The sequence below is a fragment of the Phycisphaerales bacterium genome (genome assembly GCA_040221175.1).
GTDB lineage: Bacteria > Planctomycetota > Phycisphaerae > Phycisphaerales > UBA1924 > JAHCJI01.
In genome coordinates, this window is record JAVJVK010000004.1 from 167,575 (window position 1) to 189,118 (window position 21,544).

Below are 21,544 nucleotides of genomic sequence, written 5' to 3' on the forward strand. Positions count from 1 at the left end.
GGCGCCTGGCGCCGGTCTCATCAGGAATCGGGGTCGGATGCCTCGTCGCCATCGGACGCGGGCGATACCAGGATCGCCGGCGGCGCGGCATCCAGCGGATACACCCAGCGAACGAACGTCCGACCTTGCAGGTTCGGATCTCGCCCGTCGATGGTCATGGGCGTCGGGCACGGCGCATCGGCTTCCGATCGACCAACACCCATGTGCCCCAGCACGATAATGCATGGGCGGGTCATCCACACGCCAAGATCCATGCCGTGCATCGCCCGCCGCGTAGCGGCAGCGTACTCATCGCCCGCAGCTCCGCGGCCGGTGGGAGGTGGGCCAACCTGGCTCAGCAGGCTTGCGATGACCAATTGGTCGCTGACGGCTCGGGCATCGCCGGGCAGGTCGGCCCGATCGCCTAAACCAATGCGCTGGGCAGCCTGGGCGTCCAGGAAAGCACGCAACGAGACGTCATCTGAACCCGATCGCCGCGTTGCGGCTGCCAGATCAAGCGGCACGCCCGGAGCCCACGCGTCAGCCAAACCAAATGCAGAGGCATCCATGATCGGGCGATTCGGGCTCACGCGCGGCTGCACGTCGTACATGCCGTGATTCACGATGATCGTGACGTCGTACAACGCGCCGGGCAGGTCGTGCACCAGCCGACCGCGTGCCTCGCTGCTGATCTCACTGGCCGGCAGGCCCAAAGCGCGCGGCGTTGCCTCCAGGGCGCCGGGCTGGCCATCCTGGCCCAAGGGGGTGGGCATCGGCCAGCGTGTAGGCCCCGCCCACTGCACCGTAAGTTCCTTCATCGTGGAACGTACGGGAAACGTCATCGCGCTTGGCCGCGCCGCGAGCACGCGGTAGCCACGGTTATCGGGGAAACTGCCCAACCCCGCGGTGAGTTCGGGCGTCAACCAGGGACTCACCAACGCAATCAACGAGCCGGCATCGGTCCGCTCGACATCGCCCACCGCAACGGTGGCTTCTCCGTACCAAGGCACGATGAGCCCGGCCCACGTGCGCGTGCGCTGGACGTCCTGCCCATACACGTGGTCGATGATGGTCAGGTGTGCGCCCCGGATGCTCGCGGGGCTGAGCAACACCGCGCCGCCCCAGGCGATGCCGGTGAAGACCGCCGTAACGCCCACGAAGCCCAGCCACGCATGACGGGCCTTACCGGTCTTCTTCAGCACCGCAAACCCCACCGGACCGGCGACGAGCCAGTAGGCAATGAACACCACGAACCCAAGCAGCACGCCCGCCGCGGGGCTGCCGGTCTGTGCGATTGCGGCGTCGATCGAATGGTCGTACGAACGCACGCGCCGCCGCGGTGGCGAGACCTGCTGCGGTCCACCGGCGGGCCCACGGAGGTTCCAGGGGCGGAGATCGCCGCGTCGGCCCAGGATGCGGTGCCAGAAGCTGGCGGCCGACGGCGCACCAATACGGGCCAGTTGATCCTCGCCCGCATCGATGCCGACGAGCGTAACGTGGCCCAAGCCAGCCTGACGGCGAACAACGAGGGCTCGGCCTTGCGGATCGGCCATGACGACCAGCGCGTCCTCGGGCTCAGCATCCTCCACGGGCTCGAACGTGTGAGCGACGATCGTGGACGGCAGCACGATGTCGGCTCGCTCGGTCAGCCACGGACGGATCGGCCCGGTCGGATAGCTCGCATCGCGCGACGCGGTAACCCGAGGCATCACGTTAAACAACGGGTTGTTCAGTTCCCCCGAGAGCCACGTGCCGCCCACCTGGGGCATGAGCACGACCAGGTGTCCCCCTTGGAGCACCCATCGCCGGAGGGTGTCCGCCCGCTCGGCCCCCAGCGACACCGGTTCTCCCTGCGTCCACACCAGCACGCCGTATGGGCTGAGGCCAGCGAACGCGTCGGGCATGGTGGATGGATCGAGCCGAGTCGCAACGACCGTCGGTTCGTGCAGTCGGCTGTCATAGGGCTCGCCCTGCCCCTCGGCGTACGCCGTCAGGCCAGCCGGCCGGGCGCCGATGACGCCGATGAACCCGGTGGTCTCCGGCGCGATCGCGCGGGGCGAGAGGTATGCCTCGCCGACCAGCCGCCCGGCGCGCGGCATCCCGGCCTCGACCTGCTCGGCCTCGTAGACGCGGGCCAGCAGCCGATCACCCACGGTGAACCGATACGGCAACCGGACGTACGTCCAGATCTCCTGCCGCTGGCCGGGGTTGGAAGCCAAGCCGCGCTCGTAGAGCGTGGTATCGCCGTCGGCATCCTTGACCTCGATGCGGACAAGGAGTTCTCGCTGGCGCACGCCGCGATCGGTGATCGCCAGACGCAAACCCGCCCAGGAGCCCTTGCGGACGACGTCGCCCAGGCCAAACTCGACGACGTCGACCGCCACTTCGCCCTGACCGATCCCCAGGGCGGCCATCGGGTCGGCCGGATCGTCCTGGGCGGCCAGGGGCGAGGCCAGGAGGGCCAGAGCGAGCACACAAACGCTCAAGACGCGCCCCAGCACGCCCGATGCAGGAGGCATGACCTCCGCAATCGAAGCATGGATGCTCGTCGCTGCCGCCGCCACGGTGGGCACTGGCGGCATGCTGTTGACACTCGCAGCCGCCGTCCGCCGGGGCGTGGAACTGGCCGACCTGGAGGTTCGCGTCCGCCAATTGCAGGCCGAGCAGCGTCGCCGGCTAATTGAACGAGGCTTGGTGGAAGCCGACGAGGTCGAGGCGGACGTCATCGAGGTCGAGCCCGTCGAGGACGCGCCCGAACCCGCCGAGGAAGTCGATGTCCGACGACAAGCGGCCTGACTCACGCCCCAGCGCCCCGTAGCAGATCGATCAGCACGGCATGCGAGCGCGCCCCCATGCGGAAGCACGGCAGCTCGAACTTCTCGTTGGGTGAGTGCACGCGGTCATCGTCCAGACCGAAGCCCATGAAGACGGTGTCGAGTCCGAGGCTGTCTTTAAGCATGCCCGCGACCGGGATCGAACCCCCGGTCTTGATCAGCGCGACCTCCATACCTGTGGACTTTTCCATCGCCTCTCGCGCCGTGTCGAGCCACTTCGACGTGGGATCCACGCTGGAGGGGTGCCCGCCATGCATGTCTTCGAGTTCCCATCGGCAGCCCGGGGGCGTGCGGCCCTCCAGCCACGTGAAGAACTTCTTGACGATGTCGTCGGGGTCCTGGTCCGCCACGAGGCGAAAGCTTACCTTGGCCGTCGCGTACGCGGGGATCACTGTCTTGGCGCCCGCACCCGTGTACCCGCCCCACATGCCGTTGATCTCGGCGGTCGGCCGGGCCCATTCACGCTCGATGCTGGTAAAGCCCGCCTCGCCGATGTCGGCCTCGGGCCCGAGTCCGATGTGGCTGAGCATGTCGTGCACATCGATGTTGAGCGCCTTCCACGCGGCACGCTCTTCATCTGTGGCTTCGATGACATCGTCGTAGAAACCATCGATCGTAATGTGCCGGTTCTCGTCCCACATCTGGGCGAGGACTTTGCTGAGCTCGTTCAAGGGATTGGGCATACGCCCGCCCCAGAAGCCGCTGTGCACGTCCTTGTCGGGGCCGTGCAGGCGGATCTGCGTGTACGCCAAGCCGCGCACGCCGTAGGTGATTGCCGGCCGGGTGCGCGAAATCATGCCCGTGTCGCTGATGAGGCAGAAGTCGCAGCCCTTGAGCTCGCCCTCGTAGTCCTTCAGAAACTTTTCGAGGTTCTCCGAGCCCGATTCCTCCTCGCCCTCCAGCAGCACGGTGATCCGCAACCCCCCGGCCGGCTCGCCACCCTCTTCCTTCCAGGCCCGCAGCGCTTCGAGGAACATGGCGACCTGGCCCTTGTCGTCGCTGGCCCCGCGCGCCACGACGTGGTCGGCCGGCACCTTCGCGTCGGCCTTCTTCACGATCGGGTCGAACGGGCCGGTCTCCCACAATTCCAGCGGGTCGGGTGGCTGCACGTCGTAGTGGCCGTAGAAGAGCACGTGGGGGCCTTTGCCCGAGTCGGCGTTGGGCGTCTTGGCCAGCACGCACGGATGGCCCGGCTCGTCATTGGTGCCAGTGGGCAGCACGCGGGCGGTCAGGCCCGCCTCTCCCAACCTATCGGCAGCCCACTGCGCCGCCTCCTGGCATTGGGCCTTGTACGCCGGATCGGCGCTGATGCTCGCAATGCGGAGCCAGTCGCACAGCCGGTCAATGGCCTGCGGTTCGGTTCGCTCGAGATTCTGGAGGACCTGGTCGATCATGCGTGCTCCCTACGCGGCTTCTTACGCCGTCGAAGGGGCATCGTTGCAGCCTCGGGCGATGAGTTCTCCGAACGGAGGGCCTCAGTTGCCGCGTTGCTGGGCTTCCTGGCGATCCAAGGCCTCGAGCATCAACTCCACGGGTGGCCGGGGATTGCGACCGACCACGTCGCGGCCGCAGTCCGGGCAGGTCACGCGCCCGCCCTGGGGCACGTAGACCCACGTGGGCTCCATCTTGGCCCGACCATCGCGGGTCCAGAAGCACGCCTCGGCTGGCATCAGCGTCGTTGAGCCAGTATTCGGGTTTTCCAGAGGATACGAAGCCCCGTCCGGCACGCGGTAGTCGATGAACAACTCACCGGTCTCGGTGTCGATGAGCGTGTGCTCCTGGCTCCATCGTTCCAGCGAGGCAGTATCGCTCTGGAGGGCTCGGGCGCCCAGCACGGCTGCGCCGATGAGGCACCCCAGGATGATGACGGCGAGGATGACGTTCTTGGGCGGCAGGTTTCCCGACCCGCCACCGTCGCCACGCCCCTTGTTCTTGGGCGCTCGCTGCTGATCGAAATCATCGATCAGGCTGCCCAGGCTCTCCTGCTGTGCCGGTGTCATCGCTTCTCCGCTCGGCCACGGTGGGGTCGGGTGGAATGGTCAGGGCACAATGTAGGGGTCTGACGAGGAGATGTTGAGGGCCTTGGCGGGCCAGGTTTCCAGCGTGTGCCGCCAGAAGAAGCCCGGATCCTTGAGCTGGGTGCCGGTCGGGAACCAGTAATCTGGGTTCACGGCATCCGCATCGGTCATCAATTCGACGTGGCCGTCGAAGAAGGCCAGGTGGCCGAGCACCTGGGTTGCCGCGACCTGGCTGGGATCGGTTTGCGTGCCATGGCGGAAGGCCATGCGTCGCATGTCCGGGTAATCGCGCGGGTTGGAGGTGTGCAGACGCCGCCCGTTCTCTCCCGGCGCGACGGTGCGATCGAGTTCCTTGCTCTCCCGCCACACGGCGCCCACGCCGCCGAAGGCGCCGCCGTACCAGCCCCCACCGCCGTCGCGCGTGCCCATCTCGTGGTCATAGTCGGGACGAACGTCGCGATATGCGTAGCGGTGTCCTTCGAACACGGCCACCTTCTGATACAGCGTGCCCACGTTGAACAGGTAGGGCTTGTAATTGCCTCGGTCCTGGCTCGGCCGGGGCTCGGTGCCGCCTTGCTCACGTCGCTTCGTGCTCGAGGTGAACTGGGTTGACATGTTGTAGCCGATCATGCGGCCCGTGGTCCAGAACGGCGTTTCGCTCGGATACGGCGCCGCCTGGAAGCGATTGGCCGGGCACAGGTACTCATCGACCTGCTCGCGGTACCAATCAAAGCGCTCGGAGCGATAGCGTTCGCTGTCGCGCGTTCGCCCCTCGATGCGAACACCCTCGCCCGGACCGATGCGCCCGTTCATGAACGCGAGCGGCCCCATCCAGTCCCACGTCTGCATGGCGATGCCGTTGTAGACGTCGAAGCTCGCGTCGTAGCCGCTGGTGTCCGGGCCGCCGACGATCATGTCCTTATATTCGTTGGCGTAGACGTTGATGCTCTGGACGATCGAGCGCAGGTTGCTGGCGCCCTTGACCTGTCGCGCCACGCCGCGGGCCTGGCCCAGCGCCGGAAGCAGGATGCCGATAAGCAGGGCGATGATGGCGATGACCACCAGCAGCTCGATCAGCGTGAACCCCAGTCGCCCGCCTTGCCTTCGAAGCATGCCGTCAACCCTCCTGGATCTGGATCAGATAATTGCGCGTGAAGTCTAGCTCGGTCTCAGGCGTGGTTTGGCGTCCGGTCTGGGGGCCCGCCACATGATTCAGCCGGTTTAACGCCCCCTTAATAACGATGGCTGTCGCGTGCTGTCGCTTGGGGTCCCGATTTCCAGCAATGTCGCGGCAGCTGCCCCGCGCCCGCTCCGGACAGCCCCTTCCATCGTCGCCGGCCAGCCCGTGGAGGTTGCATCGCCCGCGAGGAAGCAGCCCTGATCGGTCAGGCGCCCCGCTCCCGGGCGCGTTGGCTGGAATGATGGTGAAGCCGCAAAGGTGGCCCGTCGCTCGAGCACTGGCCGCGCCCATTCGACGCGGGCATTGCGAGCCTTGGGAAGGTATTGGGCAATCTCCCCGACGACGCGATCGGAGATCTCCTGTTCCCCCAGCCCGACCCAGGCATCGGCGGCGCTGACGACGGCGTGGATGCTCCGGCCATCGCCGTGTTTTGCGAAGACCCATTGCACCGAGCCGTCCACCAGTACGGCGTGCGGGACGTCGAGCACGGCACGGTCGTAGCGAACATGTACGCCGAGGATCGGGCTGAACGTCACGCCCTCGTACGGCGCGGACCCATCGACCGAGACCAAGCGATTGGCCGACGTGGGATCGAGGGCACAGATCACGGCGTCGCCTTCGAACGTGCTCCCATCGGCGCACGTGACCCGTCCGGGTTCGATCGAGGCGACGCGCGAACCGAGCGCGACACTGCCTCCTGCGTCCTCGAGGACGCCGAACATGGGATCGTAGAGTTCTCCAAGGGGAACCATCGGCATGCCGATCCGAGCGGCCTGCGCCCCGGTGAGCATTGCGCCCTGCACGACGTGCAAGGCGACTTCAGCACTGGCGCGGGCGGGCGCCAGGTTGCACGCGCTGATGATCAGCGGCTCCCAGAATCGTCGGATCGCCTGGGCGGTGGGACGCGTCTGATGCAGCCATTCGAGGAACGAGACGTCCGCGAGCTTCGTGCGGTCCGCCGTGGCCGCCAATCGAACGGCGCGCCCAATGCTGGCCTTGTCGGCGACCGAAAGGAAGCGTGCTCGAGCGAACGATGGTGCGAATGCCAGCGCGCCGGGCAGGGGCCATGCCCGGAGAACGCTGCGCCGGCCACCGGGCTGGATCCAGGTCTGTCGGTTGGTCCAGGCCATCTTGCCCGCCACGCCCAGTCGCTGCAGCAAGCCGATGTACACCTTGCACGCGCCCATCGCGACGTGCTGGCAGTTGTCCAGCACTTCACCGGTTCGAGCGTCATCGAACGAGCCCGCCCTTCCTCCCAGGCGACGGCGGGATTCCAGCAGCGAGACGGCGACGCCGTGATCGGCCAACATGACCGCGGCGGCGATACCCGCCAGTCCGCCACCAACGACAACGACCCGGGGCTGCATTGATTACGCTAGCCGCCCGGCTGCGAGCACACGCCGACCCAGCGCGCCGGCGGCAATGCCCAGCTTCGCGCGCCCGCCGAGGGATGGAGACGCACCAGCCTGCCCCAGCCGCCGAGCCACCAGGCGGTAGGCTCGGGTCATCGCCCACAAGGCCGGCCCCGCGTCCTTGCGAATCATGCCTTCGAGCGGCCCGCTCTCGTCGAGCATGTCCATGGCTTCGCGCACGAGGTCGTCCCGGACTCGTGCGTCCATGGGGCCCGCACCAAGCCTGCTGAGTCGCTCCGTAGGGACGTATCGCCTGTCGGCCCGCGCATCTTCCTCCAGATCGCGCGCGATGTTGATTCGCTGCAGTGCGCGCCCGCGCAAGCCGGCCAGGTCGCAGGCCCGGTCGAATTCCGCTTGGCGACGCATGCCCCAGATGGCGACGCAGCATCGCCCGACGTTGCCGGCTACCCGATCGCAGTAGGCCTCGAGTTGCTCGTCGGTCTCGAACTTTACCGTATGGAGATCTGTTCGAACGCCTTGCAGGAACGACTCGAACCATGCCATCTTGAACTGGTGCTCCGCTGCGGCCCTGGCAAACGCGGGCCAGATCGCACCTCCGGGCTCACCGGAGAACGCCGCCTCGGTGCGCGCTTCGAATCGGTCGAGCATGGCAGCGCGTTGACCGGCGGGCGCCTGAGCGTCGGCGATGTCGTCGGCCAGGCGCATCCAGGCATACACGGCATGCATGGCGTCACGGCAGCGGGCGGGAGTCAGGCGGATTCCCACCGCGAAACTCGAGCCTGCCTGCGCGGTGATCTGACGACAGAACATCGTCGACGTGGTCAGATCAGCTTCGACCCCGTCGATCAGGGTGCTGATGTGGTCGAACTGGCTCGGGGATTCCGCCACGATGGAAAATATAGCGATGCAAGGCCACGCAACGCAATGCCCCCCTTGCCGATCCTGCCAACTTCGGGCCGTTTCCATAGGGTGATGCACCCCTGGCGTTCGATGCGATTCAGGGTCGCCCGCCCCCCTGCTGCCATCATCCCTATAAGAACTCCGAGTTTCCCCGGTACGTGGGAGGGAAGATTCCACCCACGTTGGTAAAGCTCTTCGATGCGGTGTATCAGCGGCCTGGTGGCCTTGATGAAGGCCAGCCGTGCCCGCGGGTCCTCGGGCGTGTGTGCCCAGGCGCGCAGGGTCTGAGCGTCGAGGCCGGTTTCGTGGGAAGGAAGGTACACCCGATCGCGATCGAGCAGGTCTCGCCGGACGTCCTGGAGGTGATTGGTGAGTTGCAGGGCCGTGCAGATCGCGTCGCTCATTTCCCATGCCGGGGCGCTGTCCGGGCTCTCGCTTGGCGGTCGGAGGCCGGCCATCATCAGGACCATGCGTCCGACCGGATCGGCGCTCAGCTTGCAGTAGCCCAGTAGTTGTTCCCAGGTTTCATAGCGGGTGAGTCTTTGGTCCTGTTCGAACGCCGAGATCAGCTTGTCGCACTCGCCCTTTGGAATGCGGTGGCGCTCGAGCGTTGGCCCGAGCGCCACAAGCACCGGGTGGCTCGGTCGTTCGGCGTGGAGTTCGTCTCGAAACCAAGACAGCAGTTCGAGCGCTCGCTGGCGCCTGGTCTCGGGGGCGACCTCCGGGCCCAGGGCTGGGTCGGTCTCGTCGCCCAGATCATCGGCCCAGCGGCAGAAGGTGTAGACCGCCGCGAAGTCTTCGATTAGTTCGGCTGGGAGCAGGCGGCCCAGCACCACGAAGTTCTCGCTCGCCCGGCGAGCGAAGGCGACGGCGTAGGCACGAGCGTCGGCCATAGCCACGGGGGAACACCCCGGGCCGAAGGAGGCCAGCATCTCGATGGGTGGTCGGGCTGGGTCCAGTCCGGTCATGGCGAACCAACCGTACGCAATCCACCTACAATGCCTCGTGCGACTGATCCTCCCCAATCCACGCGGCTTCTGCGCCGGGGTCAGCATGGCCATCGACGTCGTGAACCAGGTGCTGGACCTGTGTCCGGGCGAGCCGGTGTACGTCTACCACGACATCGTGCACAACACCCACGTGGTGGAGCGCTTCAAGGCTCGCGGCGTTCGCTTCGTCGAGGACGTGTCGCAGGTGCCCGAGGAGTCCATCGTCGTCTTCAGCGCCCATGGCATTCCGCCTGCGGTCCGACGGCAAGCCCAGGCCCGGCAACTACGGATCATTGACGCAACGTGCCCGCTGGTGACCAAGGTGCACAACGAGGCGATCCGGTACGCCCGCCTTGGCTATCAGATCCTGCTCGTAGGCCACCGCAACCATCAGGAGATCATCGGCACGAGCGGGGAAGCGCCCGAAGCCACGCAGGTGGTCGAGAGCCCTGCAGACATCCCTCACCTGCAGATCGATGACCCGACCAAATTGGTCTATCTGACGCAGACGACGCTGAGTACGGACGATGCGGGCATCATCATCAATGCGCTGAAGGAAGCATTCCCGCATATCAAGGCCCCTCCGAGCGAGGACATCTGCTACGCGACCACAAACCGCCAGCACGCCGTACGAACGCTCGCGCCGATGTGCGACCTGACGCTGGTGGTTGGCTCAACGCACAGCAGCAACAGCAAGCGGCTGGCGGAGATCAGCGATCATGCGGGCACGCCCGGCCGGCTGATCGACGACGCAAGCGAAATTGACCTTGCGTGGTTCCCGGATCCGTCGGCCACCGTGCTGGTCACCGCGGGGGCCAGTGCGCCCGAAGATCTGGTCGCGGGCGTCTGCCAGATGCTGCTGGAACGCTTCGACGGCGACATCCGGACGTGCGACGTCTTCGAAGAGGACGTGTATTTCGCGCCTCCGGCCGGCCTGAAGCACATGATGCGAGAGCAGGGGATCGACCCAAAGAGTCGCGCCATCCGAGTCCGAACGCCCGAGGTGACGGCGTCGGCGTATGGGGCGACCGCGTTGACCATCAATGCCACCGGCGCCGGTTGATGCGGCGTCTTCGCTGACGAGTGGTGCGTTATGCCTCGGTCTTTGGTGGCGCCGCCTGATCTCGGCCCTCGGCCTGATCGGCGATGGCCTTGAGCGCCCGTCCATTCATGAGTGGAATGCTGGTGCGGCCCGTGGTCAGGACGACGCGGACGTAGGGCTTACACATGCCGCAGCCCGTGCAGCAGCCGGTGCGTTCGCTCAGTTCTTCCTGGGTCAGGCCTTCTTCGCGGGCCATGCGTAGGAGCTTGTCGAACGGCTGATCGAAGCAGACGCACCGCTCGACTCTGACGCGCGAGGTGGGCGCGTCCAAGTCCGCAATCGTGGGTTGTCTTCCGTTGACTGGCGCCATGCGTTAGCCACACTATCGGCACTCGATGAACGATTTCTCAGCGCCACGACCGCCAATCGGGTATATAGCGAGGATCATTGTGGACCCCCACGGACCCGATGCCCTGCCCCGGCTGCGTGAGCCAATCCGCCGTGGCCCGATAGGCTCTCGAACTGCCATCGGCATGCACCGCAAGGCATGAAGCGCCCGCACCCAGGCCGCCATGGCGGAAGCACGTAGTGGGATACTCGTTGTCCCGCCAACGCCCGGCGCCGACGTAGAGCATGGGCGGATCGAGCAGCGCATTGCTCGTGGGCATCGCATGGGCGCCCCGGCTCATGAGCGTGTCCGCAAAGACCATCAGGTTCGATGGCTGGGCGATGGTGCTCAGCCGCTGATGCGGCCGGTGCTTGATGCCACGCGACCAGCCGGGCGTGTAGGCCGGGCTCAGAAAGTAGCCGTTGTAGCCGTAGGTGCTGTTAGGCGCTCTGGTCGCGCCCTGGTGCTCGTAGGTGCCCGGGCGCTGCGCCGGGCAGGCGTAGACGCCCACCTCACCGAGCCCGGCGTCGAGATAGGGCGAGAGCAGCCCGCGGCCATGATCGAGCGTTCCGCTCTGCGACCCGTCGGCGCCCCACCAGAAGATGTTGTCGCCCCCGCCGGTGTCGCGGTGGTCGGTGTAGGCAAGGGGCATGGCCACGCCCTGGTAGTCGCCGGCATACATGGCCCATCCGATGCCAAGTTGCCGCAGGTTGCTGGCGCACGCAGCGCCCCTGGCGGCATCTCGCGCGCCCGAGAGCGCCGGCAGCAGCACGCCGACGAGCGTGCCCACGATGGCGGTCACCACCAGAACCTCGATAAGCGTGAAGGCGCGTCGCATCAGCACCCCGCGTCGAAGGCGTTCTGGAAGCACAGGAAGTCGAAGAGCGTCAGCGAACCGTCGCCATCGCAATCGGCGGCGAGATCACCCGCGTCGAAGGCATTCTGGAACCCGAGGAAGTCGAAGATGGTCAAGGCGCCATCGCGATCGAAGTCGGCATAGCACGCCCCGCCCAGTGCGAACGCGGCCACGTGGTCGCTCCAGGCGCTGACGGCAACGCCCTGCGCAATGGCGGGCGATCCGCCGCCCAGGTCGCTCGCGCCAATGACCAGTTCCGGTCCGCGAGGGTCTGCATCGAGATCCAGCAGCGCAAGGCCGCCCGCGGGCGAGCCGACGAGTATCGCGAAGCCATCGGGCGTTTCGAGCACCGCGGGCTGGTGGTCCCAGCCGCCCAGGGCGAGGTACTCGCCCGGATCGATGAACCCGTCGCCGTTCAGGTCTTCCCACGTGGCGCTGGCGAGATCCCAGAGCCGCTGGGCCGAGGTGCCCAGATCCTCATAGACCTGCACGGTGGGCAGCGATCCAAAACCCGCCAGCCCGGCCGAGAGCACGATACGACCATCGCCCAGGGGAACGGGCATCGCGTCGGTGCGCTCGGTGGGGACGGACCATTGCTCGCCGCCGGTGGCCGCATCGAGTTTGACCATGGCGCTGTTGTCGCGGCCGCCGCTGAACGCATAGCTGGCGGCGTAGACCGCGCCGTCGTGGTAGACCGTGCCCCCGAAGAAGCCCAGGGGCGTGGGCGTCGTCCAGAGTTCGCCCGCGGCATCGAACGCCCTGATGGCGCCATCGGTCAGCGCGACGAAGCTGCGCAGGCCGTACAACGCCGGCGAGGCGCCCGAGGCCGAACCGATGGAGGGCTCCAGCAGGATCTCGCCGGTGTCAAGGTCGAGCGTGACCAGCCGGGCCGCACCGCCGAACGGGTCGTACGTGGTCAGGCGGACCACGCCCGTACGTTCCTCGACGGCCGGGGACGCGTTGACCACGCTCTGGCCCAGCGACGTGCGCCAAGCCTCGGCTCCACTGGAAAGATCGAGCGCGACGGCCACCGAGCGCGTCGCGACGATTACCAGGCCGCTCTCGCTGATCGCCGGGCTCGACCATGACGAGAACACGGGCGAGACGATGGGCGATCGCCACAGCTCATCACCGGTGGCCGCGTCGAGCCCCACGGCGTGCGCACTGCCGGCGATGTCGCCCAGCACCACGACGACACCGTTGGAAGAGATCACCGGCGTCGCCTGCGCGAAGGGCTCGAACAGGCCCTGGGCGTCGTACACCCAGCGTGGGTCGGCCAGGTCGGGCATCGCAGATTGGACGGCCGACACGCGGGCGGGCGTGCGGCCGGCATGGGTCCAGGCGTCTGTCCAGGCGTCCTGGGCAAGCGTGCTGCCGGCAACAACAAGAAGAGTAATCGCGCTGCGCACTTAGCACCCCCCCGCGAACGCGTTGGTGAAGCACAGGAAGTCGAAGATGTCCAGGCGTCCATTGGCGTCGCAGTCGGCCCGGCCATCCCCATCGTTGAACAGGTTCTGGAACTCGAGGAAGTCGAAGACCTCGAGCACGCCGTTGCCATCGATGTCGGCGGCGCAGGCGGCCCGCACGACCGACACCGCGTCGATGTCGGGCGTCGCACCGTCGCCGGCGGTGATGCGGACGAAGTTGACCTCGAACAGGCCCGCATCGGCGATGTCGATGCCTACGCCGCCGCCCGAGCCGTCGTACGCGGCCAGCAGTTCATCCCAGTCCATGCCGTCGGGGTCGATCGCCGGATCGACGGGCAGGCGGAAGTCGCTGGGCTCATCGCCGCGCACTTCGGTGAAGGGCGTCGCCAGATCGAGGTAGCCCAGCGTTGGGAAGTGGCTTTCGGCCATGGGCGGCACGGGGAAGAACTCGACGCCGTCCTGGGAGACCTCGATCGCCCCGCCGTCGAAGAACGTGCCGCCAACCACGCCCGCGGGGAAGGCCGCGTCGATGTAGCCGCCGTTGTGAAAGACGATCAGGTCGACGCCGAAGGGGTTGGTGGCCGCGTCGATGGCCGGCGTGCCCAGGCGCAGCGTCAGGCTGCCGCCCGCGCCGATGGTGACGACCTCTGACCCAAGGAACGGCGGGTTGAAGGGCGTGACCACGCCGGGGAACGAGCCCACGCCGGTGTAGCGGGCCGGCTCGCCCAATGCGCTTGCGGGATCATCGAAGCCCGCGGGCACGTCGACGCCCGGCGCGTACTGGACGACCTCGGCCGCGAAGGGATCGAGCAGGCCCTGGGCGCTGGCGATGGCGGAAACAGACGACACAACGACAACAGCAATGGTGCGCATCGCGCACTCCTTCCGTGCCGGCTCTTCACCGGCGTGCGTCCCGATTCGCGCGGGACGGCCCCGGACCCGTGCACGCGCTGCCATCACGGCACAACGCGGGCGGTCCATCCGTCGCTTCTCGCTTGGGTTCACCTGGCACGGCAGCGCGCACGCCCGGGGCACACGAACTCGCACCGCGCCACCCCGTACGCGAGGGCGACAACGCAGGCTCGTGGCAGGTCTTCCGGCTCCGGGCCCGATCCTCGGCTGCCTTCCCGCGAGGGAGTCAGAACTCCCCGCAGTGGCGTGCTCCCCGGCTCGATTCGACGAACAAATCAGTCTGGGGGCCGAGGTCGGAAGCTGCCCGTTACGGCGGCGCGTCCGCGGTGGCTTCTCACCACGCTTCCCTCTTCGCTTCGGAACAGCCAGCGGCCAATCCCGAAGAACCATGAGCGCCTAGAGATTACCCCCAGCGGGCATGGGGATCAAGCCGGACATATACCCATACGCTTGCAGGCCGGGAGCAGTGCCGCATGATCACGATCGGGCTCATCGTTTTTCTGTTCGGCCTGGCGATGTTCATCTTCAATCGCGAGGTGCCCGAGCACCGGGCAGCCGGCCGCAAGGGATTGATGATCTTCCACACCTTCATCGGCCTGGCCAGCATCGCCGCAGCCCTGGTGATCTTTTGGAACCGTTTCGGCGAGAATTTCATCGAAGGAACCAAGTGGTTCCACTAGCGCAAGCCTGGCTAGAGCCCCTTCCACCCCGCGCGCTGCGCCTCCCCCCGGCCGGGCGTCTGCACGCCCAGCGAGCGCAGTTGCCGCAGCAGGCGGTCGCTCATGTCGGCGGTGACGACCATGACGCCGTCCTCGTACTGGCGGTCGCGGACGGTCGCCTGGGTCTCGATGAGGTTGATGGCCTTGGGATTGCTCATGGGCACGCGCAGGGTCACGTCGCCCACATCGCCCTCGGCCAGGCGCCGGATGCGTCGGGCGAGTTTATCCTGGCCCGGGCGCTCCTGATCGGTTCCGTCCGCGTTCCTGGTCGGCGGCAGCGAGCACAGCGCAATCGCGTCGGGCAATCGCTGCTGCCACACGAGCAGTTCGCGGTTGTCGCGCAGCCGGTCGATCTTGTTGAGCACGATGACGCGGGTGGGCGGCGACCACGCGCCCGCGTCCTCCATCTTCGCGGTCTCGGCGTCCAGATCGTCCAGCGTCTTCATCACGGTCTGGTATTGCAGCTCGCACGCGGGGTCGGAAACGTCCAGAACCACCAAGAGCACGTCGGCGTGTGTCGCTTCTTCCAGCGTTGCCCGGAACGACGCGATCAGCCGGTGCGGAAGATCGCGCACGAATCCGACCGTGTCGCTGAGCATGACCTCCAGCCCGCCGCCCAGGTCCCACGCGCGCGTGCGCGTCATGAGCGTCGCGAACACCCGATCGTCGGCGTAGGCGCCGCCCTCGGTCAGGGTGTTGAACAGCGTGCTCTTGCCCGCGTTGGTGTAGCCGACCAAGCCCACCGTGAACCGCTCGGCGTTGCGCTGGCGCACGGCCCGGCGCTTACGCCCCTGCACACGCTCCAGCTCGCGTTCGAGTTCTAATCTTCGCCGCTGGACCAGCCGGCGGTCGATCTCCAACTGCTGCTCGCCCGGCCCGCGCGTGCCCACGCCGCCGATGCCCCCACTGCCCACGATGCGCTCCAGGTGGTCCCACATCGCACGCAGGCGCGGGTACGTGTATTCGAGCTGGGCCAATTCGACCTGGAGCTTGGCCTCGTAGGTCGTCGCGCGGCTGGCGAAGATGTCCAGGATGAGCTCCGAGCGGTCCAGCACCTTGCGCTCGGTCACGCGCTCGATGGCCGAGATCTGGGCCGGGCTAAGGTCGTGGTCGAAGATGATGGTCGTCGCGCCCAGCGCCTCGCACAGGCCCTTGAGCTCGTCGACCTTGCCCTTGCCCATGTACGTGCCCGCCACGGGCCGCTGCAGCCGCTGCTCCAGTTCGCCCACCACCACCGCGCCGGCCTGCTCGGCCAGGGCCCGCAACTCGCCGAAGGGGTCGGCCGGGTCGTACGTCGAATCGGGCAGGCGCGCGGCGGCCAGCACGGCCCGCTCGCTGCGGACCTCGATCGAGGTTCGCTCTTTATTCGTTTTGCTGTATCCTGGCGGCATGCGGCTGCGGAATCCTATAGACGACGGGCGTATCGTGGGACGCATGGAGTCTACGAGCGTCGTGAAAGCCAGGCCAAAGGATCGCAAGGCCGGCGGACCGTTCTGGGGGCCGGGCCGCTTCCTGCTGGTCATCGCCCTGCTGGTCACCGTCTCGGCCTCGCTCCTGGTGCTGCGCGAGCGGCTGCTGGGGCTGGGCCGCTTCGCCCAGGCGGCGGCGGTGCTCCAGATCATCCAGGACAACTACGTCCGCCAGACCGACCCCGACGAGCTCAGCCGGGCGGCCATCAGCGGCATGCTGGGCAACCTGGGCGACCCCAACAGCATCTACGTGCCCCCCGCCGTCGCCGAGCAGTTCAACCGCATGGTGATGGGCGCCGACTTCGTGGGCATCGGCGTGCAGGTGCAGCGGCGCGACGGCTTCGTGACCGTGACCACGCCCATGGCCGGCACGCCCGCGGCCCGGGCGGGCGTCCTGCCGGGCGACCGCATCGTCGCGGTCGATGGCGTCGACACCCGCGAGCTGGACACCGAGGAAGTCACCGCCCTGATTGCCGGGCCGCGGGGCGAGGCGGTCACGCTCACGGTCCTGCGCGGCGAGGACGGCCAGGACGAAGAGATCGACCTGGAGATCATCCGCGGCGACATCCGGGCCGAGTCGGTCAAGGGCCTGCGCCGGCTCGATACCGAGGGCGCGTGGTATCACGTGCTCGATTATGAGCGCGGCATCGGCTACGTCCGCATCACCCAGTTCGTCGGCGGCACGGCCGAGGCGACGTACGCCGCGATCGAACGGGCCCGGGCTCAACTGGCCGAGCCGGGCAGCGAACTGAACGCGCTCATCCTCGACCTGCGCTCCAACCCCGGCGGGGTCATCGGCGAGGCGGTGGGCGTGGCCGACCTATTCATCCCCGGCGGGCCGGTCGTGCGGACGGAGAACCGCGCGGGCGAGTCGGTGACGCTCAGCGCGGCGCCGGGCGTGGCGTTCGAGGGGCCCATCGTGGTGATGATCGATGGCGTTAGCGCCTCGGGCTCGGAGATCGTGGCGGGGGCGATGGCCGAGCGCCTGGAAGACGCCAAGGTCCTGGGCACGCGCAGCTTCGGCAAGGCCAGCGTGCAGACGGTCTACGGCCTGCCCGACGGCGGCACGCTCAAGCTCACCGAGGCCCACTACCTGCTGCCCAGCGGCCGCAACCTGCAGCGTGTGGCCGGCTCGGCCGAGTGGGGCGTGGACCCCAGCGATGGCATGCACGTGGCGCTCGAAGCCGGCGACGACCTGCGCCTGGCCGAGCTCTTCGCGCAGCTGGACGCGGTGGGCGCCCAGGGCAACGGCGGCATCGAGGAAGACGCGTGGGACTCGGCCGAGGCGCTGCTGGAGGCCATCGGCGACCCGCAGCTCTCGGCGGCCCACGAGGCGCTCGCGGGGAAGCTGGCAACGGGCGACTGGCCGCGCGTGGGCGGCGACCCGATCACCGGCGAGCGGGCCCTGCGCCTCGAGCAGCTCGAGCGCACGCTGGAGCGCATGGCCAGCGAGCGCCAGCGCATGCTCGAGGAGATCGATCGGCTGCGACGCGAGACCAGCGACGACGAGCTGAGCGAGCGATGATCGCGGGCTGCTGATGCGCGAGCCACGGCTATGCTGACGCTGGGATTCGAGACCTCCTGCGACGAGACCGCGTGCGCCGTCGTGCGCGATGGGCGGCACGTGCTGAGCAACGCCATCGCCACGCAGACCGAGCTGCACGCCGGCTACGGCGGGGTGGTGCCCGAGATCGCCGGCCGGGCGCACGTGGAGCGCCTCATCCCCGTGCTGCGCAAGGCCATCGCCGACGCGGGCGTGTCGCTGAAGGACATCGACGCCGTCGCGGTCGGCCACCGGCCCGGGCTGATCGGCAGCCTGCTGGTTGGCGTGAGCGCGGCGAAGGCGGCTTCTCTTGCGCTGGGCGTGCCGATCGTCGGCGTCGATCATGTCCAGGCCCACCTGGTCGCCGGCACGCTGGACACCGACGAGGACACGCCCATGCCCGCCCTTGGCCTGGTGGTCAGCGGCGGCCATACGGCGACGTACCACGTCCCGGCGCTCACACAAGCCCACCGCCTCGGCTCGACGCGCGACGACGCGGTGGGCGAGGCGTACGACAAGGCCGCGACGATCCTCGGGCTCGCGTATCCGGGCGGGCCCCGGCTCGACACGCTCGCCCGGGACCCCGCCGCCGATCCCTACGCGGTCGAGTTTCCCGTCAGCAGATTGGAGGACGGCTCGCTGGACTTCTCCTTCAGCGGGCTGAAGACCGCCGTGCTGTACGCGGTCCGGGGCGTGCCGGTGCGCAAGGGCCGGCCGGGCCCGCCGCCCCCGCCGCCGCTGACCGAAGCCCGCGTGCGCGACCTGGCGGCGTGCTTCCAGCGCGCCGCGTGCCACGCGGTGATGCTCAAGGTCGGCCGCGCGCTCGATGCGCTCGCAGACAGCGGCATCGAGTGCCGGTCCATCCTCGCCGGCGGCGGCGTGACGGCCAACAGCCGCCTGCGCAAGGAGCTGACGTCTCTGGCCGCCGAGCGCGGGCTCGTGCTGCGGTTGCCGAAGATGGAATACTGCCTGGACAACGCCGCGATGATCGCCGCGCTGGGCGGGCTGCGCTTGCTCGCCGGCGAGCGCGACGATCTTACGTTACGCGCCCATCCCTCCAGCGATATCCCGGCGTTCACGGCCTTATGAGCGGCGAGCCCCCGGACATCGACTACTTCGCCCAGCCCGAGCGGGTCGACCGCCCCGCCCATCCCGCGTCCCTTCCGGACGACGCCATCCTCGCCGACTGCACGCTGGAGCGCGGCCGCATCGGCGGGCCGGGTGGCCAGCACCGCAACAAGGTCGAGACGGCCATCACGCTCACCCACCGGCCAACCGGCCAGAGCGCCCAGGCCGGCGAGCGGCGCAGCCCGAAGGACAACCAGCGCATGGCGCTCCGCCGCCTGCGGCTCGCGCTGGCAACGCACGTTCGCGTGAGCGTCCCCGCCGGCGAGATCCGCAGCGACCTGTGGCTGGAGCGCACGAAGGGCGGCAAGGTCGCCATCAACCCGAATCATCGCGATTTCCCGACGATGCTGGCCGAGGCGATGGACGTCGTGTGGGCCGCGCGCATGGATATACGAAAAGCCGCCGCGCGCCTGCAGGTCAGCCGCACGCAACTGGTCAGGCTGATCGCGAAGCACCCGGCCGCGCTGGCGGAAATGAACGCCGCCCGCGTGCAACGCAAGCTCCGCCCGCTGCACCCCTAGGTCCTCCGCCGCGGACCGCGGCTAGGCGACCGGCGGGCGGACGATGCGGCGAGGTTCGCGCCGGGCCGCCAGCAGCAGCCCGCCCAGCACGGCCACGCCCGCCGGCGCTGGCACCACGCGGATGGTCGCCTCGCCCTCGGCGAAGTCGTCCAGACGAGACTCTTCCGAAAATTCCCAGGGGTCCGTGTGCACGTCGAAGCGAGTGGTCAGCGTCTCCAGTTCGACCGACAGGGGTGCCGCTACGTCCGTCGGGGCGGTGTACGTCACCTCCCAGAACGCCATGGGATTGGTCGGGTCGCCAAAAATACCCGCGCCAATGAACCCGTGCAACTGGCCGGCAATAATGCCGCCCACGCCCGCGCCGTCGATCACGCCAGCCGTCGCGCCCGGCCCGTCCATTGGTTGGATGAGGCTCGGCCCCTCCAGCCCCTGCGCCCCCGCCGAGGACAGCAGCGACGTGGCCACCCAACTCATACAGAAGTCCCTCGCGTCGAAGTACGCCTCCATCCGCACCGTCGTCGACTGCCCCGGCTCCAGGACCGGGTCGTCCACCAGGATCGTGATGCCGTTGGCGGCGATCTGGGCGCCGGCCGCGCCGGCGGTCAGCAGCAGGGCCAGGGTGCTCAACATGCTCGATCGGGTGCGCGTCATGGGCCGTCCTCCTCCCAACACCATACCGGACGTTCCGCCCGCGTGCCAGAAAAGCACGGCGCTCGGACGCCGCCTCTACCGCCGCCGCCCCGCCGCCACCAGCAGCCCGCCCAGCACGACCACCCCCGCCGGCGCCGGCACCACGCGGATCGTCGCCTCGCCCTCGGCGAAGTCGTCCAGGCGGGATTCATACAAGTGTGAGTCGCGCTCCAGGTACACGAAGAACCCGCTGGTCTCGGTCGTCAGGCCGACATCGAACGCAGCGGCCACGTCGCTCGGGGCGGTGTACGTGGCCTCCCAGAACGCGATGGGGTTGCTCGGGTCGCCGTAGATCCCCCCCAGCATGTGCAACTGCCCGGCGATGATGCCGGTGACGCCGGCGCCGTCGATCACGCCCGCCGTCGTGCCCGGCCCGTCCATCGTGCCGAGCAGTCGCGGGCCCTCGAGCCCCTGCGCCCCGGCCGAGGACAGCAACGACGTGGCCACCGCACTCATGCAGTAGTCCCTGGCATCGAAGTACGCCTCCATCCGCACCGTCGTCGACTGCCCCGGCTCGAGCACCGGGTCGTCCACCAGGATCGTGATGCCGTTGGCGGCGATCTGGGCGCTGGCCGCGCCGGCGGCCAGCAGCAGGGCCAGGGCGCTCAGAGTGGTCGTCCGGGTGCGCGTCATGGGCGGTCCTCCTCTGAGCACCATACCGGACGTTCCGCCCGCGAGCCAGCAATGCGCCACGGCCTTTTCCCGCGCGCTGACGGCCCCCGGCGGGCCCTACGCGGCGTCCTGGCCGCTCGTCCCGGCGCTGCGGCCCTGCGTTGTCGCCGTACGGACCGATCCCAGTTGCACCAGCAGCACGTCGCCGCGGACCAGGTGCCGGCCGTGCTGGGCGTCGATGGCGTACTGCACCTCGCCCACGCCCACTTCGAGTGTTTCATCGGTGAACCGCTTGCTCGTGGTCGTGCCCAGGATGGTGTAGTCGCCCTCGCCGGGCAGCAGCCGCTTGACGATATAAAAAGTCCCCTGCGGCCCGCCGCCCTGCCACGAGACCTCGACCAGCCCGCCCTGGCGCACCACGAACCCGGCGTTGCTCGGGCGCTCGGGCGGCCCGGCGTCGCCCGGCCTGTCGCGCGGGCTCAGCCCCGCCAGGGCGTACACGCCCTCGTCCTCGGTCACGGCCGCGTGCGTCTTGATGGCGGCGATGGCCGCGCGGGCGCGGTCCATCGTCCGGCGGATGCTCATCCGCCACGCCCGCGTCGCGGCCTTGGCCCGGCTGGCGGCCCGGTCGGCCTCGAGCCGCATCTGCCGGCTCTCCAGCACGAGGTCGCGGATCTCCTCGGCGAGCTCCTCGCCCAGGCCGATCGCCTCGGCGTGGTCGATCCACCGCTGGGTATGGGCCCCGATCCAGTCCAGGGCGTCGGTGGGGTTGCGGGGCAGGTTCTCGGGCATGGCTGGTGTCCTGTCTGGGTGTGGTCGGGAGCGCCCCGGGGCTTGGCGGGGCTTGCGGCAGCCCCCGCGTTCCCTTGCATCGACCGGCACGGCCGCCCGCTTGACTGCAAAACCCCACCGACGGCCAAGAACGCCCCGAACCGGCATGTTTTGCGCCCGTTTCGGTGTTTCA

At 68.4% G+C, this 21,544-nt stretch carries 21 protein-coding genes and 1 riboswitch; of the genes, 6 read left to right on the forward strand and 15 right to left on the reverse strand.

What is annotated here, in order from left to right; translation table 11 throughout:
• Positions 1–20: 20 nt before the first annotated feature.
• Entirely contained in the window at positions 21–2,498 is a 2,478-nt protein-coding gene (locus tag RIE32_02850) for a hypothetical protein (protein ID MEQ9095182.1), read from the reverse strand.
• On the opposite strand from RIE32_02850, the gene RIE32_02855 reads away from it, so the two are divergent.
• Positions 2,497–2,775, forward strand: coding sequence for a hypothetical protein (locus tag RIE32_02855; GenBank protein ID MEQ9095183.1), 279 nt, complete (start codon positions 2,497–2,499; stop codon positions 2,773–2,775). The genes RIE32_02850 and RIE32_02855 overlap by 2 nt on opposite strands.
• A gap of 1 nt (position 2,776) precedes the next feature.
• Here RIE32_02855 and RIE32_02860 read toward each other — a convergent pair whose 3' ends face one another.
• The 6 genes from RIE32_02860 to RIE32_02885 form a co-directional block, all read right to left on the reverse strand.
• Positions 2,777–4,207 carry a M20/M25/M40 family metallo-hydrolase gene (locus RIE32_02860; protein MEQ9095184.1) on the reverse strand — a complete coding sequence of 477 codons (1,431 nt, stop codon included), beginning with the start codon at positions 4,205–4,207 and terminating at the stop codon, positions 2,777–2,779.
• An 81-nt stretch (positions 4,208–4,288) separates the two neighbouring features.
• Positions 4,289–4,813, reverse strand: a complete 525-nt coding sequence (locus tag RIE32_02865) for a hypothetical protein (GenBank protein MEQ9095185.1) — start codon at positions 4,811–4,813, stop codon at positions 4,289–4,291.
• A 39-nt stretch (positions 4,814–4,852) separates the two neighbouring features.
• Positions 4,853–5,944: a prepilin-type N-terminal cleavage/methylation domain-containing protein gene (locus tag RIE32_02870; protein ID MEQ9095186.1), complete on the reverse strand. Its 1,092-nt coding sequence runs from the start codon at positions 5,942–5,944 to the stop codon at positions 4,853–4,855.
• Between the two features lie 108 nt (positions 5,945–6,052).
• The gene (gene hpnE, locus RIE32_02875; GenBank protein MEQ9095187.1) at positions 6,053–7,378 is read right to left on the reverse strand and encodes a hydroxysqualene dehydroxylase HpnE; all 1,326 of its coding nucleotides are present in this window, start codon (positions 7,376–7,378) and stop codon (positions 6,053–6,055) included.
• Positions 7,379–7,381: 3 nt separating this feature from the next.
• Positions 7,382–8,272: a phytoene/squalene synthase family protein gene (locus tag RIE32_02880; GenBank protein MEQ9095188.1), complete on the reverse strand. Its 891-nt coding sequence runs from the start codon at positions 8,270–8,272 to the stop codon at positions 7,382–7,384.
• Positions 8,230–9,252 carry a squalene/phytoene synthase family protein gene (locus tag RIE32_02885; GenBank protein MEQ9095189.1) on the reverse strand — a complete coding sequence of 341 codons (1,023 nt, stop codon included), beginning with the start codon at positions 9,250–9,252 and terminating at the stop codon, positions 8,230–8,232. The genes RIE32_02880 and RIE32_02885 overlap by 43 nt, the downstream gene beginning before the upstream one ends.
• Before the next feature lie 37 nt (positions 9,253–9,289).
• Between RIE32_02885 and ispH the strand changes: the two genes are divergently transcribed.
• The gene (gene ispH / locus RIE32_02890; GenBank protein MEQ9095190.1) at positions 9,290–10,336 is read left to right on the forward strand and encodes a 4-hydroxy-3-methylbut-2-enyl diphosphate reductase; all 1,047 of its coding nucleotides are present in this window, start codon (positions 9,290–9,292) and stop codon (positions 10,334–10,336) included.
• A 28-nt stretch (positions 10,337–10,364) separates the two neighbouring features.
• Here the strand turns inward: ispH and RIE32_02895 are convergent, their stop codons facing one another.
• From RIE32_02895 to RIE32_02910, 4 genes are all read right to left on the reverse strand, one after another.
• Positions 10,365–10,646, reverse strand: coding sequence for a hypothetical protein (locus RIE32_02895; protein ID MEQ9095191.1), 282 nt, complete (start codon positions 10,644–10,646; stop codon positions 10,365–10,367).
• 76 nt (positions 10,647–10,722) lie between these two features.
• Positions 10,723–11,541, reverse strand: coding sequence for a type II secretion system protein (locus tag RIE32_02900; GenBank protein MEQ9095192.1), 819 nt, complete (start codon positions 11,539–11,541; stop codon positions 10,723–10,725).
• Positions 11,541–12,968, reverse strand: a complete 1,428-nt coding sequence (locus RIE32_02905) for a PQQ-binding-like beta-propeller repeat protein (protein MEQ9095193.1) — start codon at positions 12,966–12,968, stop codon at positions 11,541–11,543. The genes RIE32_02900 and RIE32_02905 overlap by 1 nt, the downstream gene beginning before the upstream one ends.
• Positions 12,969–13,859: a GC-type dockerin domain-anchored protein gene (locus RIE32_02910; GenBank protein ID MEQ9095194.1), complete on the reverse strand. Its 891-nt coding sequence runs from the start codon at positions 13,857–13,859 to the stop codon at positions 12,969–12,971.
• A 195-nt stretch (positions 13,860–14,054) separates the two neighbouring features.
• A riboswitch (cobalamin riboswitch) is annotated at positions 14,055–14,304 on the reverse strand.
• Positions 14,305–14,371: 67 nt separating this feature from the next.
• Here RIE32_02910 and RIE32_02915 point away from each other — a divergent pair.
• Positions 14,372–14,578, forward strand: coding sequence for a hypothetical protein (locus RIE32_02915; GenBank protein ID MEQ9095195.1), 207 nt, complete (start codon positions 14,372–14,374; stop codon positions 14,576–14,578).
• Positions 14,579–14,589: 11 nt separating this feature from the next.
• On the opposite strand, the gene hflX is transcribed toward RIE32_02915, so the two are convergent.
• On the reverse strand, positions 14,590–16,008 hold the full coding sequence (gene hflX / locus RIE32_02920; protein MEQ9095196.1) for a GTPase HflX: 1,419 nt from the start codon (positions 16,006–16,008) through the stop codon (positions 14,590–14,592).
• A gap of 43 nt (positions 16,009–16,051) precedes the next feature.
• Between hflX and RIE32_02925 the strand changes: the two genes are divergently transcribed.
• Genes RIE32_02925 through RIE32_02935 form a run of 3 tightly spaced genes read left to right on the forward strand, consistent with a single transcriptional unit; the run spans position 16,052 to position 19,278 of the window.
• Complete coding sequence (locus RIE32_02925; GenBank protein ID MEQ9095197.1) at positions 16,052–17,611, forward strand: S41 family peptidase; 1,560 nt, start codon at positions 16,052–16,054, stop codon at positions 17,609–17,611.
• 30 nt (positions 17,612–17,641) lie between these two features.
• Complete coding sequence (gene tsaD / locus RIE32_02930) at positions 17,642–18,718, forward strand: tRNA (adenosine(37)-N6)-threonylcarbamoyltransferase complex transferase subunit TsaD (GenBank protein ID MEQ9095198.1); 1,077 nt, start codon at positions 17,642–17,644, stop codon at positions 18,716–18,718.
• Positions 18,715–19,278 (forward strand): peptide chain release factor-like protein, encoded by a 564-nt coding sequence (locus RIE32_02935; GenBank protein MEQ9095199.1) that lies wholly within the window; start codon positions 18,715–18,717, stop codon positions 19,276–19,278. The genes tsaD and RIE32_02935 overlap by 4 nt, the downstream gene beginning before the upstream one ends.
• Positions 19,279–19,299: 21 nt before the next feature.
• On the opposite strand, the gene RIE32_02940 is transcribed toward RIE32_02935, so the two are convergent.
• The 3 genes from RIE32_02940 to RIE32_02950 all read right to left on the reverse strand — a co-directional run bounded on the left by RIE32_02940 (position 19,300) and on the right by RIE32_02950 (position 21,372).
• Positions 19,300–19,929 (reverse strand): hypothetical protein, encoded by a 630-nt coding sequence (locus RIE32_02940; protein MEQ9095200.1) that lies wholly within the window; start codon positions 19,927–19,929, stop codon positions 19,300–19,302.
• A gap of 75 nt (positions 19,930–20,004) precedes the next feature.
• Entirely contained in the window at positions 20,005–20,601 is a 597-nt protein-coding gene (locus RIE32_02945) for a hypothetical protein (protein ID MEQ9095201.1), read from the reverse strand.
• Between the two features lie 96 nt (positions 20,602–20,697).
• Positions 20,698–21,372, reverse strand: a complete 675-nt coding sequence (locus RIE32_02950; GenBank protein MEQ9095202.1) for a hypothetical protein — start codon at positions 21,370–21,372, stop codon at positions 20,698–20,700.
• Between the last annotated feature and the right edge of the window lie 172 nt (positions 21,373–21,544).